Here is a 14,118-nt window from a genome sequence, read left to right as displayed (position 1 = left end):
GGCGCAACATGCTAACGACCACCGCAGCCGCCTCCCAGACGATCCGGAGTCATCTGAAACCCCAGATCAGCCGCACATTCGTCGGCGCCGATTTGGTGGGCTCCGTCGCTCGGCCATACGGTTGATGACGGCCCTCACGGGCCGACCCACCCAGTCCGCGCCCTCCTGGGAGGCCCGCTTCGGCGGTTTCCATGACGGGGGTCGTACGGTTCCGCGCGTGGTGCGCCGCCCCGATGGCGGCGCGCGCTGGAGCCGGGATTCGCCCGACGTCCGTCGGCGCTTGAGTCCCGGATCCCGGATCGCCAGAACCCGGCCGTGACGCGCGCGCATCCGCCTGCCACCCTGCACCCGGCGGCGGAATCCGCGCGTGCCATTGGAGCACCTCGAGATGCCCGAACAGCACAGCACCATCGAATCACGCGGCAGCGCTGATTCACGCAGCAGCACCACTGCGCCACCCGGCGCCACCGACCCACGCGGCACCACCGCTGTCACCGACCCACGCGGCACCACCGCTTCCCGCGGCACCACCGCTTCCCGCGGGATCATCGACCCCTCGGTCATGAACGCCCTCGAGGTCCGCAACCTCACCCGGTTCTTCGGGCGAAAGCCCGCAGAGGCGCTCGAACGCCTGAACGCGGGCGCCTCCCGAGAGGACCTCGCCGCCCTCGGCACCGCCGCGGTGATCGACGTCGACTTCGACGTGCGCCAGGGCGAGATCTTCGTCGTCATGGGGCTGTCGGGCTCCGGCAAGTCGACGCTCATCCGCATGCTCAACGGCCTCGTCGAGCCGACCGCCGGCACCGTGACCGTCATGGGCGAGTCGATCACGGGCGTCGGCCCTGCGCGGCTCCGCGACGTTCGTCGCAAGCACGTCGCGATGGTGTTCCAGCACTTCGCCCTGCTGCCCCACCTCACCGTGCTCGACAACGCCGCGTACGGCCTCGAGGTGCAGGGCGTGCCCCTCGCGGAGCGCCGCGCCAGGGCCGGGCGCGTCCTGGAACGCGTCGGCCTCGCCGGGTGGGGCGACAAGCTCCCGTCCGAGCTCTCCGGAGGCATGCAGCAGCGCGTCGGCCTCGCCCGGGCGCTGGCCGCCGACGCCGACATCCTGCTCATGGACGAGGCGTTCAGCGCCCTCGACCCGCTGATCCGCCGCGAGATGCAGGAGCAGCTCGTCGAGCTGCAGCAGGAGCTCGGCAAGACGATCATCTTCATCACCCACGACCTGAACGAGGCCATGTTCCTCGGCGACCGCATCGCCGTCATGCGCGACGGACGCGTGGTGCAGATCGGGTCGGCCGAGGAGATCCTCACGGACCCGGCCGACGACTACGTGGCCCAGTTCGTGCAGGACGTCGACCGCGCGCGCGTGCTCACCGCCGGCAACGTCATGGAGGCGCCGCGCGCCGTGGCATCCGCGTCGGCCGGACCGCGTGCCGCGCTTCGCGCCATGCGCGACCTGCAGACGTCGATGGTCTTCGTCGTGGCATCCGGACGGAAGCTCGTCGGCGTCGCCCACGACCGGGACGTGCTCCGACTCGTGCGTCGCGGCGAGCGGTCGCTCGAGGGCGCGATCACCGACGACTTCGCCGCCGTCGGGCCCGACGTGTACCTCACCGACCTGCTCGAGAGCTCGGTCGAGCAGGCGCTGCCGCTCGCCGTCGTCGACGACGAGGGCCGCCTGCTCGGCGCCGTGCCGCGCGTCACGCTGCTCGCGGCGCTCGGCAACGTGCCGACGGACACCGCCGAGCTGCAGGCGCTGCAGACCCCGGCGACCGTGTCGGCCGACGAGATGACCGCGACGCTGCGGGAGACCGCGGCCTCGGCGCCGCCGGACACCCCGCTGCCGGTCGACGAACTCGCCCTCGTCGAGGGGAGCGCCTCGTGAGCGACCTCCGCCTCCCGCTCGGCGAACTCGCCGAGGGATTCATCGACGTGCTCACCGACACGCTCGGGTGGTTCTTCTCGATCGTGCGCACCGTGTTCCTCGCGTTCTACGACGCGGTCGAGTTCGTGCTCATCACGCCGCCGTTCTGGATCGTGATCGCCGCGCTCGCCGCGCTCGCCTGGTTCGTGAAGGGCTGGAAGCTCTCGCTCGGCACCGCGCTCGGCCTCCTCGTGATCGTCGGGGTCGACCAGTGGGACCACGCGATGGAGTCCCTGGCCCTCGTGCTCGTGGCGAGCACGATCGCGATCGCGCTCGCGGTGCCAGTCGGCATCTGGACGGCGCGGTCCGACGTCGCCTCGCGGATCGTGCGCCCGGTGCTCGACTTCATGCAGACCATGCCGGCGTTCGTCTACCTGATCCCCGCGCTGATCCTCTTCCGCGTCGGCGTCGTGCCCGGCATCGTCGCGACGATCGTGTTCGCGATGGCTCCGGGCGTGCGGCTCACCGAGCTCGGCATCCGCGGGGTCGACAAGGAGGTCGTCGAGGCCGGGCACGCGTTCGGCGCGTCGCCCGCGCGCATCCTCCGCCAGATCCAGCTGCCCCTCGCGATGCCGAGCATCATGGCCGGCGTCAACCAGGTCATCATGCTCTCGCTCTCGATGGTCGTCATCGCCGGCATGGTCGGCGCGGGCGGACTCGGCGGGGATGTCGTCGCCTCGCTGAACCGCATCGATGTCGGCCTCGGTTTCGAGGCGGGGCTCTCGGTCGTGATCCTCGCGATCATCCTCGACCGCATCACCGGCGCGCTCGGTGCGGGTCGGGGGCTCCGCGCCCGCACCGGGCCGGGCTCGGTCACCGGCACGGGCACCGGCACCTCCGACCACGACGACGACCGAGCGGATGCCGCGGCCGAGGCGGAGCGCGAGTTCGCGTCGCCCCGGCGTGCGCCCGTCACCACCGCCTGATCCCGGCTCCCCATAACCCGCGACCCACAGCCCGCGGGAGGAAAGGAAACACATGAAGAAGTCCATGCTCACCGGAGCGTTCGCGCTCACCGCGGCATCCGCCCTGGTCCTGACCGGATGCTCGGCCGACGGCAGCGCCGAGGCGCTCGAGAACGGCGACCGGAAGGACGTCACGATCGCCGTGTTCAACGGCTGGGACGAGGGCGTCGCCGCGAGCGAGCTCTGGAAGGCGATCCTCACCGAGCAGGGCTACGACGTCACGCTCGAGTACGCCGACCCGGCCCCCGTCTACAGCGGCCTCGCGAGCGACGACTACGACGTGACGCTCGACACCTGGCTGCCGACCACGCACGCCGACTACGTCGAGGAGTACGGCGACGACATCGTCGACCTCGGAGCCTGGAACCGCGACGCGAAGCTCACGATCGCGGTGAACGCCGATGCCCCGATCGACTCGCTCGACGAGCTCGCCGCGAACGCCGACCTGTTCGACGACCGCCTCGTGGGCATCGAGCCGGGCTCCGGCCTGAACCGCGTCACGACCGAGGACGTCATCCCGGCCTACGGCCTCGACGAGATGGAGTACCTCACCAGCTCGACGCCCGCGATGCTCTCGGAGCTGACGGCGGCGACCGACAAGGGCGAGAACATCGCCGTCACGCTGTGGAGCCCGCACTGGGCGTACGACGCGTTCCCCATCAAGAACCTCGAGGACCCCGAGGGCGCGCTCGGCGGTTCGGAGGGCATCCACTCGTTCGGCTCCGCATCGTTCGAGGAGACGCACCCGACGCTCGCGGGCTGGCTGACGGCCTTCACCATGGATTCCGAGCTGCTGTACTCGCTCGAGAACGCCATGTTCAACGAGAACGGCTCCGACGACTACGCACCCGTCGTCGCGCAGTGGATCTCCGAGAACCAGCAGTACGTCGACTCGCTCACGCCATGAGTCGCTGAGCGGTCGAGCGGTCGATCGATCGAACGGATGCCGCGGCGCAGCGACTGCTGCCCGCGGCATCCGTCTGTCCGGCTGAGGTCGTGCAGCCTCGTCGCTCAGTGCGTGAACGTGGAGACGAGGCCCTCGACCGGCATCGGCGCATCGAGGGCGTCGAGGTAGGCCACCGATTCCCGGATGTCGAGCACGAGCGACTCGGCGAGGTTGCGACTCAGCCCGTTGCGCACCACGATGCGCTGCACGACGAGGTCGGAGATGTCGTCGGGCATCGGGTACGCGGGGATGAGCCAGCCCTTCAATCGCAGACGCTCCGACAGGTGGTAGAGGTTCCACTTGTCGGTGTGGCCGGGCTTCAGCTGCCAGGCGAACACCGGGATGTCGGTGCCGTCGTTCCAGAGCTCGAACGCGTCCATCCGCCCGATCTCGCCCGAGAGGTACACCGCGACGTCCTGCGAGGCCTGCTGCACCTTGCGGAACCCGTCCCACCCGAGGCGCAGGAACAGGTAGTACTGCAGCAGCACCTGCGCGCCGGGGCGCGAGAAGTTCAGGGCGAAGCTCGGCATGTGCCCGCCGAGGTAGGTGACGTCGAAGACGAGCTCCTTCGGCAGGTCCTCGATCGTGCGCCAGACCACCCAGCCGAGCCCGGGGTAGACGAGCCCGTACTTGTGCGCCGAGGTGCTGATCGACACGACCCGGTCGACGCGGAAGTCCCACTCGAGGTCGGGCTGGAGGAAGGGTGCGATCATGCCGCCGGATGCCCCGTCGACGTGGATCTTCACGTCGAGGCCGGTCTGCTCCTGGATGCGGTCGAGGGCCGCCGCGATCTGCGCGACCGGTTCGTACATGCCGGTGTAGGTCACGCCCATGATCGCGACGACGCCGATCGTGTTCTCGTCGACGTACTGCTCGAGGTCGTGTCCGTCGAGCACCTTGTGGTCGTCGCTGATCGGCACGTACCGGGCCTCGACGTCGAAGTAGTTGCAGAACTTCTCCCAGCACACCTGCACCGCGCTCGAGAGGATGAGGTTCGGCTTCTCGGTCGACTTGCCCTCCGCGCGGCGCGCGAGCTGCCAGCGTCGCTTCAGCGCGAGGCCGCCGAGCATGCAGGCCTCGGAAGAGCCGATCGTGGAGGTGCCGATGGCGCCCTCCGCGCTGGGCGCGTTCCAGAGGGTCGCGATCATCTTCCAGCAGCGGGTCTCGATCGCGGCGGTCTGGGGGTACTCGTCCTTGTCGACCATGTTCTTGTCTGCGGACTCGGCGTAGAGCTTCGTCGCGAACGGGTCCATCCACGTGCCGACGAAGGTCGCGAGGTTCAGGCGGGCGTTGCCGTCGAGCATGGACTCGTCGTGCACGACCTGGTAGGCGGTCTCGGGCAGCGATTCGCCGTCGGGCAGTCGATTGAGCGGGAAGTCGGTGGCTTCGCCCTCTCGCGCGAAGATCGGGTTCAGTTGGTTGCTGTCGCCGATGCCCGAGAATCCATGGGCCGGGCGGTCGGGCGCGTGCTCGCTGCCCGGATTCGAACGTGGTCGGTGATCGGTCATGAGTGTTCCCCCGGTGGTCTGACGGCGTCGAGTACGAGACGAGAGCGCGCCGGACAACGGCAGAGGCAGGGTGTCGATCCCCCGATGGACGGCCCAATCCCCGAGTGTGGCCCCCTCGCAGCGGGTCGTCAAGAGGCCCGGCCGCGGCCATGCGGCGGTGGCTATGGTTGGACGAGGGTGCCACGGGTGATCCCCGTCCCCTGCCGATCGGAGCGGCGCCGTGCCGCATCACGGCTGCCGCACGGCGAAGGGCGGAGCGCATGCGAGCGGATGTCCCTGGCGGCCCCTCGACCGTCGCCGGCGCGGGGCGTCGAGGGCTCCGACTGCGCCGGGAGGCGTGGGGATTCGCGATCGGGTCGATCTGCTTCTTCGTGGGCGCGATCCCCGTCTACGCCGCGTGGGCGGGCCCGGTCGGCACCGGCGTCACGTTCGTCGTCGGCTCGATCTTCTTCACGCTCGCCGCGTTCATCCAGTTGAGCCTCAGCGGGCGCCACGTGCCGCGCCGCGGAACGAACCGCGCCGACCGCTCGGACTGGTGGGCCGCCGCGGTGCAGTTCGCGGGCACGCTGCTGTTCAACCTCAGCACCGCCGCCGCGCTCGCCGCGGCGGTGGCCGACCCCTCCCGTCTCGGGGCCGGCTGGCGACCCGACGCGTACGGCTCGGCGGCCTTCCTCGTCTCGAGCGCCCTCGCCGTGGTCGCGACCCGGGAGCGTGGCACGCTCTGGGACCGGCACGCCCGTTCGTGGCACGGCACGTGGCTCAACATGCTCGGGTCGATCGCGTTCGCCGTTTCGGCGGTCGGGGCGTACGTGGTGCCGCAGACGGACTCGCTGGTGAGCGCGTTCTGGGCGAACCTCGGCACCTTCGTCGGCGCGCTGTGCTTCTTCGTGGCGGCGCTGCTGTCGCGTCGGGCGGTCGACTCGGCAGCGGACCCGGCGGGCTGACGCCGTCGCGCGGCATCCGCTCGACCGCGTGGCCCCCCAGCCCGCCCGATTCGGCCGTGACCGGCCTCTCTGGTAGGCTGTTCCTTTGGCTGGGTACATCCACTGCCCAGACCGCGACCATCCCCCTTCGAACTGCGCGAGAAATCGCGGGTTTCGGCGTGGGAAGTCAGCAGACAAGAGACCTTGGGAGGGGCGTCCGCCCCTCGGTATTGGAGGAAAGACCAATGGCAGCAGTGTGCCAGGTGACTGGAGCCGTTCCCGGCTTCGGTCACAACATCTCGCACTCGCACCGCCGGACGAAGCGCCGCTTCGACCCGAACGTGCAGAGGAAGACCTATTACGTGCCGTCGCTCCGTCGTAGCGTCACCCTGAACGTGTCCGCCAAGGGCATCAAGGTGATCGACGCCCGTGGCATCGAATCGGTCGTCAAGGACATCCAGGCTCGTGGGGTGAAGCTCTAATGGCGAAGCAGCAGGACATCCGTCCCATCATCAAGCTCCGTTCGACGGCCGGCACCGGGTTCACCTACGTGACCCGCAAGAACCGTCGCAACAACCCCGACCGTCTCGTGCTCAAGAAGTACGACCCGGTGGTCCGCAAGCACGTCGATTTCCGAGAGGAGCGCTAAACATGGCGAAGAAGAGCAAGATCGCGCGCAACGAGCAGCGCAAGGTGATCGTCGACCGCTACGCGGCCAAGCGCCTCGAACTGAAGAAGGCCCTCGTCGACCCGAACGGGACCGACGAGTCCCGCGAGGCCGCTCGCGTCGGCCTGCAGAAGCTGCCCCGCAACGCATCGCCCATCCGCGTGCGTTCGCGTGACGCCATCGACGGCCGCCCCCGTGGTGTCCTCACGAAGTTCGGCGTCTCGCGCGTCCGCTTCCGTGACATGGCGCACCGTGGCGAGCTGCCCGGCATCACCAAGTCGAGCTGGTAATCACGTAGCTCACGGCTTCATCGAGAGGGGCGTCCCGGGTTTCCCGGGGCGCCCCTCTCGCCGTCCCGGGGCGCGGGCGACGGATGCCGCGGGCGGGCGACCTGTGCGTCCAGCGACGTGCGATCGGCGCTCCGCCCGCGTCGTCATGCAGCGACACGCCGAGGCATCCGTGCCCGAAAAGGCTGGAAATCCGCGAGTTTCCGGGGTTCTCTGCTACATTCGAGGCGGCCCGATCGGCCACGGGGGCGGTTGAACGATCGTTCCCGAAACTCAATTCACTGCTGTACAGAACAGCGAACGTCCGAGGAGGACATTCAATGGCTGACAAGTCGCTCAACAAGACCGAGCTCGTCGCGAAGGTCGCTGCGTCGACCGGACAGAGCCAGGCCACCGTCGACGCCGTTCTCGGTGGGCTCTTCGAGGCTCTCGCCGAGTCCGTCGGCGCCGGCACCAAGGTCTCCATCCCGGGCTGGCTCGCCGTCGAGCGCACGCACCGTGCAGCCCGCACCGGCCGCAACCCGCAGACCGGCGCCGAGATCCAGATCCCGGCCGGCTACTCGGTGAAGGTCTCGGCCGGCTCCAAGCTCAAGGCCGCCGCGAAGTAGTCTTCGCGACCCCGAGGGGCGTCCGGCTTCGGCCGGGCGCCCTTCGTCGTCCTCCAGGCGAAGCCCCGCGCCCAGGGCCCCGCTCTCCGGCCCGGCCTACCGGCCCCGCTCTCCGGCCCGGCCGGTAACCGCCTGTGGCCGGGCGGGCGCCGCGCGCCGCGTAGGCTTGTCCGGTGCCCCGCTCAGTCCGCGTGTTCGGCCCTGCCGTCCTCATCGTCGTCGCCGTCGCGGCGACGATCGCGGCGCTCGCCTACGGCGGGGGAGCGGCGCCGCAGCTGATCCAGGATCCCGGACCCGTCGCCCGCTGGGGCCTGCCGATCTCGAAGCTCATCGTGAACCTCGGGGCCGCCGGCATGATCGGCGCGCTCGTGCTCGCGGTGTGGGCGCTGACCCCGAAGAAGCGCGAGTTCGACGTCGCCCTCGATGCGGCCGCGGCATCCGCTGCGGTGTTCACCGTGGCCAGCGCGCTGACGGGCCTGCTCACGTTCCTCGTGGTGACGGGCGTGCCGCTGAGCCTCAGCGACACGTTCGGTGCGCAGCTCGGGCAGTTCCTCACGACGATCCCCCTCGGCCAGTCGTGGCTCACGACGACGCTCGTCGGCGCCGCCGTGACCGTGCTCTGCTTCGCGGTGCGCAACCACACCGCGCTCGTGTTCGTGACGGTGCTGTCGGTCGTCGCGCTCGTGCCGATGGCGCAGCAGGGCCATGCGGCGGGCACCGCGGGCCACAGCGCGGCCATCACGTCGCTCGGCCTGCACCTCGTCTTCGCGGCCGTCTGGCTCGGCGGCCTGCTCACCATCGTGCTGCTGCGACGCGAGCTCGACGGCCCGCGGCTGCCCGTCGTGCTCGCGCGGTACTCGACGGTCGCGCTCATCTGCTTCGTCGTCGTCGCGGTCTCGGGGTACGCGAACGCCGCGCTCCGCATCGGCACCTGGGACCAGCTGACCACCCCCTACGGCGTGCTCGTGATCGTGAAGCTGCTGGCCCTGCTCGCGCTCGGCGGGTTCGGGGCGATCCAGCGTCGCTACCTCATCGGGCGGATGTCGCGCGCGGCCGATGGCCGTCAGGGGGGCCGTCCGGCATCCCGCGTGCCCGAGTTCTGGGTGCTCGTGGTCGCCGAGCTCGCGTTCATGGGCATCGCGTCGGGCGTGGCCGCCGCGCTCGCGCGCACCGCGACCCCGGTCGCCGAGCAGCCTGGCACCATCGCGCAGACCCCGGCCGAGATCCTCACGGGCGAGCCGCTGCCGCCGTGGCCCGAGATGTGGCGCTACTTCACCGAGTGGAACCTCGACCTGCTGTGGATCCTGGTGTGCGGCTTCGGCATCTTCTTCTACCTCGCCGGCGTCTGGCGTCTGCGTCGCCGTGGCGACGCATGGCCCGTGTACCGGTCGATCCTCTGGGTCGCCGGCCTGCTGCTGCTGGCCTACATCACGAACGGCGGTGTGAACGCCTACGAGCAGTACCTGTTCTCGGCGCACATGGCCGCGCACATGGTGCTGACGATGGCCGTGCCGGTGCTGCTCGTGCCGGGTGCGCCGGTGACGCTCGCGGCGCGCGCGATCAGGGCCCGCAAGGACGGCTCCCGCGGCGGGCGGGAGTGGATCCTGCTCGGCGTGCACTCGAGGTTCGCGGGCTTCATCGCCAACCCGATCGTCGCGGCACTGCTCTTCGCGGGCTCGCTGTGGGTGTTCTACTACTCGCCGCTGTTCCGTTGGACGATGGTCGATCACCTGGGGCACGAGTGGATGATCGTGCACTTCCTCATCACGGGGTACCTCTTCGTGCAGTCGCTCATCGGCATCGACCCGGTGCCGTACCGCCTGCCGTACGCGTTCCGCCTCGTGCTGCTGCTCGGAACGATGGCACTGCACGCCTTCTTCGGCCTCGCGATCATGTCGAGCGCCGGCCTGCTGCTGGCCGACTGGTACGGCGCAATGGGCTGGGGCACCGATGCGCTCGTCGACCAGCAGATGGGCGGCGGCCTGGCCTGGTCGATCGGCGAGATCCCGACGGTGGCGCTCGCGATCACGGTCGCGGTGCAGTGGTCGCGCAGCGACCAGAAGGAGTCGAAGCGTCACGATCGCCACGCCGACCGCACGGGCGACGCCGAGCTCGAGGCCTACAACGCACGCCTCGCCTCGATGGCCGAGCACGACCGGCAGGGCTGAGTCCGCAGGCCGCGCCGAGCGCTCGGATCACGCCGGTCGCTCGGGTCGCGCCGAGCGCTCGGATCACGCGCGCCGCGCCGACCGGCCCGACCGCGCACCGGCTCAGTCGGTCTGCTTGAGCTGGATCGCGATGCTGTCGTCGGGGCGGATCGTGGCGCTGAGGGCGAGCTTGAACGGCCGGTCCTCCTCGAGCTGCGAGATCTCGCCGTCGAAGAGCGACTGCACCTCGACCGAGATGTGGGCGGTGCCGGGTGTCGGGGGCATCTCGAACGCGGTCTCACCGGCCGTGAGCGTGACGTCGGGGTAGTCGACGATCGACCAGGCGGGCTCTCCGAGCACGCGGTCGTCGATCTCGATGCCGAACGGGCAGTCCGACGGCTGCAGCACGGGCTGCGTCGCGCAGGCGTCGAGGTAGGCGTCGACCTGGGTCTGCACGCGCTTGACGAAGTCGGCGGTGGGCTGCGCGTCGACGGTCACGGCGACGCGCCCGCCGGCCTCGGCCGTCACGGGGACCGGCACGGCCGAGACGAGCGTGTCGGCGTACCCGAACTCGTACGCGGCCGGGGCGATCGCGAGGTACGGCGCGGTCTGCGTGAAGGCGGTGAGGTCGTCGCCGGTCTTCAGGGCGCGGGTGTCGAGGGTGAGGTCGCCGACCGTGAAGAGCGGGTTGTGCGCGGCGGTCACGTCGATCACGGCGATCGGGCTCGCGACGAACTCCCACCGGTTCAGGAGCCCGTAGAGCGGCTCGATGGGGCGGACCGCGAACTCGGTCTGCAGGATCGACGTGTCGAGACGGTAACTGGCCGTGACGGTGTGCGTTCCGTCGTCGTTCACGACGTCGTCGACGACGCGGACGTCTTCGGGCCCGGCCTCGATGACGCCGGACCTCAGCATCGCCGTCGAGATGTCGGTCGGCAGCCCCCTCGCGGTGAGCTCGTCGTCGTCGAGCGCGACGCCCGGCGTCGTGATCGCGGTGGCGAGGTCGTCGTCGGCGATCGCGTCGAGGTAGCGTTCGACGAAGTTCGCGGCGCCGTACGTGGTCTGGTTGAGTCCGCCGAGGGCGGCGAGGAAGGCCCCTGCGAGCAGCATGGCCAACGCGGCCCACCCGGCGATCGACAGCGGTGAGAGCCGACCCTTCCGCACCCCCGAGCCAGTCACCCCGTCAGTCTAGGCGGCGACGCATGCCACGGGACGAAGGCGTGCACGTGCCCGGGCTCGCGCGAGCCGCCGCGGGCGCGCCGCGGCATCCGCTCGTCCACAGGCCGGGCCTTCGTGCATGGGCCGTGCACATCTCGACGGGCGGGCGGCGCCGAACCTGCGCCGCCCGGTTACAGTGGGATCGCGCCGGCCGGCGCCAGCAGACGACCCAGATCCGACGAGCCGGAGAACCTCTGTGCCCCCCTCTCTCACGCGCGAGCAGACCGCGGTCTTCGAGGCGATCGAGGGCACCCGCGACCACGTGTTCGTCACGGGGCGCGCCGGCACCGGCAAGTCGACGCTGCTGAACCACCTGAACTGGAACACGCAGAAGCAGATCGTGATCTGCGCCCCGACTGGCGTCGCGGCGCTGAACGTCGGCGGGCAGACGATCCACTCGCTGTTCCGGCTGCCGATCGGGGTCATCGCCGACCACCAGATCGACCAGAACGACGCCGTGCGCAAGATCCTCAACGCGATGGACACCCTCGTGATCGACGAGATCTCGATGGTCAATGCCGACCTGATGGACGCCATGGATCGTGCGCTGCGGCAGGCGAGGCAGCGCAGGCACGAGCCGTTCGGCGGCGTGCAGGTGGTGTTGTTCGGCGACCCGTACCAACTGGCCCCCGTTCCGGGCGACGGCGACGAACGGGCCTACTTCGCCGACACGTACGACTCGATGTGGTTCTTCGACGCGAAGGTGTGGCACGAGACCGACCTGCGCATCTTCGAGCTGGGCGAGGTGCACCGCCAGCACGACGCCGAGTTCAAGCACATGCTGAACGCGGTGCGCCACGGCGCGGTCACGGCCGAGATCGCGGGGGTGCTCAACGGCATCGGCGCCCGCCGGCCGTTGCCCGAGCATGGCGCGATCACGCTCGCCACCACCAACGGCACCGTCAACCGCATCAACGCGACCCAGCTGAACCGACTGCCAGGGCACTCCAAGGCGAACGCCGCCGAGGTCGCCGGCGACTTCGGCGGCCGTGCGTACCCGGCCGATGAGCGCCTCGAGCTGAAGGTGGGCGCCCAGGTCATGTTCCTGCGCAACGACACCGCCGTCGGCCCCGACGGCCAGCGGTGGGTGAACGGCACGATCGGCACGGTCACCGAGCTCGACCGCGAACTGCGGGTCGCGGTCGACGGCGAGGAGCACGAGGTCGAACCGGCGACCTGGGAGAAGTACAAGTACTCCTGGGATCCGGCGCGCAAGAAGCTCGAGCGGCAGATCGTGGCCGAGTTCACGCAGTTCCCGTTGCGTCTCGCGTGGGCGGTGACGATCCACAAGTCGCAGGGCGCCAGCTACGACACCGCGATCGTCGACCTCGGGCCGCGCGTGTTCAGCCCGGGGCAGACCTATGTCGCGCTCAGTCGACTGACGACCCTCGACGGGCTGTACCTCAGCCGGCCGCTCCGGCCGAGCGACATCATCGTCGATCCCTCGGTCGAACGGTTCATGTCTGGCGCCCACCGCGAGATCGGTTCGGCATCCTGATCGTTTGCCCGGCTGCGCCGGGTTAGAATCTCGACGAGACACAGCTAGGGGGGCATGTGACTGCTCGCCGGGGGAATCGGCGACGGCGATGGGGTATCGCCGCCGCGACGTTGGTGGTGCTCTCGATCGGCCTGCAGGGCTGCTCCTTCGGCCCCGCCGATCCGGCCGCGCAGTTCGATCCGGTCGATGCCCCGCTCGCCACCGAGACGGGCGACGCGCTCAAGGGCGTGCTCGACCAGGCCATCGCGCTGAGCGGGGCGAGCGGCGGCATCGCCGGCGTCTGGGCGCCGTGGGCGGGGGAGTGGACCGCGGCATCCGGAACCGTCTCGTTCGACGAGGGCGCGGCCCCGGCAGCGCTCGACACCCCGTTCCGCATGGGCACGCTCACGTCCGAGGTGACGTGCGCGATCATGCTGAAGCTCGTCGACGAGGGGCAGCTCGAGTTGAGCGACGAGGTCGGCGAGGACGTCGACTGGATCCCCTCGCTCGGCGACATCACCTATGAGCAGTTGTGCCGTCACTCCTCCGGCATCGCCGACTACTACTCGGACCTCGAGGGCATCTTCGTCTCGAACCCCGAGCGCACCTGGTCCGACAACGAGCTCGTCTCCGCGGGCATGGGTCTCGATCGCACGGGCGCTCCCGGCGCCGCCGTGCGGGAGTCGCGAACCGGCGTGCTGCTGGCCGCGATGGGTCTCGAACGCCGCACCAGCAAGTCGTGGGCCGACCTTGCCGACCAGTACGTGTTCGAGCCGCTCGGCATCGACGACACGTCGATCCCACCGCCAGACGCCTCGGGCGACGGACTCCTCGGCGCCTACGCGGCGGCGATCGGCGGCGACGGCAGGCCCGACTGCGCGACGCGCCTCGACCAGTCCGACCAGTCGAGCTCCATGGGCGCAGAGGCCGCGGGGGCCACGACCACGCTCCACGACCTGCAGGTGCTCAGCGAGGCCTTCGCCACCGGGGCGCTGCTCTCCGAGAGCACGCGGGCCGAGCAGTGGACGGTGCAGCCCGTCGGCGGATCGGCGCCCTCCTGGTACGGCACGGGCATCGGCGGCGCTTCGTACGGGCCGATGCTCGGCGACGTCAGCGAGACCGCCGGCATGCTGACCGCGGCGCTCACGGACCCCACGTCGGGACTCACCGTCGTGCTCGTGCTGAACAACTCGACCTCCTCCGACGCGTTCGCCCGAGAGGCGGCGTTCGCGCTGGCCTCCATCGGGTCGAAGGCGGATGCCGCGGCCGGGGCCGACACCCCGCTCGTCGAGCTTCCGTGGTCGCTCGAGCAGGCGACGACGAAGATGACCGAGCTCGCGGCCTGCCCGCAGCCCACGGCCTGACCCGACGGATTCCCGACCCGATGCGGAATACCTCCGGGTGGGGTACCGTTATGTTCAGACGAATACCCCATGGGGGTACCC

At 70.2% G+C, this 14,118-nt stretch carries 13 protein-coding genes; 11 read left to right on the top strand and 2 right to left on the bottom strand.

The window, feature by feature from the left end; translation table 11 throughout:
- The first annotated feature begins 562 nt into the window (after nt 1–562).
- Genes ABIC29_RS13180 through ABIC29_RS13170 form a run of 3 tightly spaced genes read left to right on the top strand, consistent with a single transcriptional unit; the run spans nt 563 to nt 3,799 of the window.
- Nucleotides 563–1,888: a quaternary amine ABC transporter ATP-binding protein gene (locus ABIC29_RS13180; protein ID WP_116081994.1), complete on the top strand. Its 1,326-nt coding sequence runs from the start codon at nt 563–565 to the stop codon at nt 1,886–1,888.
- Entirely contained in the window at nt 1,885–2,853 is a 969-nt protein-coding gene (locus tag ABIC29_RS13175; RefSeq protein WP_354246023.1) for an ABC transporter permease, read from the top strand. Before ABIC29_RS13180 ends, ABIC29_RS13175 begins: the two co-directional genes overlap by 4 nt.
- 52 nt (nt 2,854–2,905) lie before the next feature.
- On the top strand, nt 2,906–3,799 hold the full coding sequence (locus ABIC29_RS13170; RefSeq protein WP_116080028.1) for a glycine betaine ABC transporter substrate-binding protein: 894 nt from the start codon (nt 2,906–2,908) through the stop codon (nt 3,797–3,799).
- 104 nt (nt 3,800–3,903) lie between these two features.
- On the opposite strand, the gene gad is transcribed toward ABIC29_RS13170, so the two are convergent.
- Entirely contained in the window at nt 3,904–5,346 is a 1,443-nt protein-coding gene (gad, locus tag ABIC29_RS13165) for a glutamate decarboxylase (RefSeq protein WP_116080027.1), read from the bottom strand.
- A gap of 260 nt (nt 5,347–5,606) precedes the next feature.
- Between gad and ABIC29_RS13160 the strand changes: the two genes are divergently transcribed.
- The 6 genes from ABIC29_RS13160 to ABIC29_RS13135 all read left to right on the top strand — a co-directional run bounded on the left by ABIC29_RS13160 (nt 5,607) and on the right by ABIC29_RS13135 (nt 9,999).
- Entirely contained in the window at nt 5,607–6,290 is a 684-nt protein-coding gene (locus ABIC29_RS13160) for a YrhK family protein (RefSeq protein WP_354246019.1), read from the top strand.
- Between the two features lie 224 nt (nt 6,291–6,514).
- The gene (rpmB, locus tag ABIC29_RS13155; RefSeq protein WP_116080025.1) at nt 6,515–6,751 is read left to right on the top strand and encodes a 50S ribosomal protein L28; all 237 of its coding nucleotides are present in this window, start codon (nt 6,515–6,517) and stop codon (nt 6,749–6,751) included.
- Nucleotides 6,751–6,918, top strand: coding sequence for a 50S ribosomal protein L33 (rpmG, locus tag ABIC29_RS13150; protein WP_055853968.1), 168 nt, complete (start codon nt 6,751–6,753; stop codon nt 6,916–6,918). Before rpmB ends, rpmG begins: the two co-directional genes overlap by 1 nt.
- Before the next feature lie 2 nt (nt 6,919–6,920).
- The gene (gene rpsN / locus ABIC29_RS13145) at nt 6,921–7,226 is read left to right on the top strand and encodes a 30S ribosomal protein S14 (protein ID WP_055853966.1); all 306 of its coding nucleotides are present in this window, start codon (nt 6,921–6,923) and stop codon (nt 7,224–7,226) included.
- Between the two features lie 317 nt (nt 7,227–7,543).
- Nucleotides 7,544–7,831 carry an HU family DNA-binding protein gene (locus tag ABIC29_RS13140; protein ID WP_055853964.1) on the top strand — a complete coding sequence of 96 codons (288 nt, stop codon included), beginning with the start codon at nt 7,544–7,546 and terminating at the stop codon, nt 7,829–7,831.
- Between the two features lie 173 nt (nt 7,832–8,004).
- On the top strand, nt 8,005–9,999 hold the full coding sequence (locus tag ABIC29_RS13135; protein WP_199471158.1) for a bifunctional copper resistance protein CopD/cytochrome c oxidase assembly protein: 1,995 nt from the start codon (nt 8,005–8,007) through the stop codon (nt 9,997–9,999).
- 102 nt (nt 10,000–10,101) lie between these two features.
- Here the strand turns inward: ABIC29_RS13135 and ABIC29_RS13130 are convergent, their stop codons facing one another.
- Nucleotides 10,102–11,157, bottom strand: coding sequence for a hypothetical protein (locus tag ABIC29_RS13130; RefSeq protein ID WP_354246014.1), 1,056 nt, complete (start codon nt 11,155–11,157; stop codon nt 10,102–10,104).
- 235 nt (nt 11,158–11,392) lie between these two features.
- On the opposite strand from ABIC29_RS13130, the gene ABIC29_RS13125 reads away from it, so the two are divergent.
- Nucleotides 11,393–12,694, top strand: a complete 1,302-nt coding sequence (locus tag ABIC29_RS13125) for an ATP-dependent DNA helicase (protein WP_354246011.1) — start codon at nt 11,393–11,395, stop codon at nt 12,692–12,694.
- A gap of 113 nt (nt 12,695–12,807) precedes the next feature.
- Nucleotides 12,808–14,037, top strand: coding sequence for a serine hydrolase domain-containing protein (locus ABIC29_RS13120; protein WP_158551704.1), 1,230 nt, complete (start codon nt 12,808–12,810; stop codon nt 14,035–14,037).
- The last annotated feature ends 81 nt before the right edge of the window (nt 14,038–14,118 follow it).

This window comes from Agromyces sp. PvR057, from assembly GCF_040547485.1.
Classification (GTDB): domain Bacteria; phylum Actinomycetota; class Actinomycetes; order Actinomycetales; family Microbacteriaceae; genus Agromyces.
Note: the sequence above shows the minus strand (reverse complement) of the source record. Positions and strands in the feature narration are given on the sequence as shown.

Coding starts and splice junctions, on each gene's coding strand:
- ABIC29_RS13180 (WP_116081994.1), top strand. CDS start 563: ATGAACGCCCTCGAGGTCCGCAACCTCACCCGGTTCTTCGGGCGAAAG.
- ABIC29_RS13170 (WP_116080028.1), top strand. CDS start 2,906: ATGAAGAAGTCCATGCTCACCGGAGCGTTCGCGCTCACCGCGGCATCC.
- gad (WP_116080027.1), bottom strand. CDS start 5,346: ATGACCGATCACCGACCACGTTCGAATCCGGGCAGCGAGCACGCGCCC.
- ABIC29_RS13160 (WP_354246019.1), top strand. CDS start 5,607: ATGCGAGCGGATGTCCCTGGCGGCCCCTCGACCGTCGCCGGCGCGGGG.
- rpmB (WP_116080025.1), top strand. CDS start 6,515: ATGGCAGCAGTGTGCCAGGTGACTGGAGCCGTTCCCGGCTTCGGTCAC.
- rpmG (WP_055853968.1), top strand. CDS start 6,751: ATGGCGAAGCAGCAGGACATCCGTCCCATCATCAAGCTCCGTTCGACG.
- rpsN (WP_055853966.1), top strand. CDS start 6,921: ATGGCGAAGAAGAGCAAGATCGCGCGCAACGAGCAGCGCAAGGTGATC.
- ABIC29_RS13140 (WP_055853964.1), top strand. CDS start 7,544: ATGGCTGACAAGTCGCTCAACAAGACCGAGCTCGTCGCGAAGGTCGCT.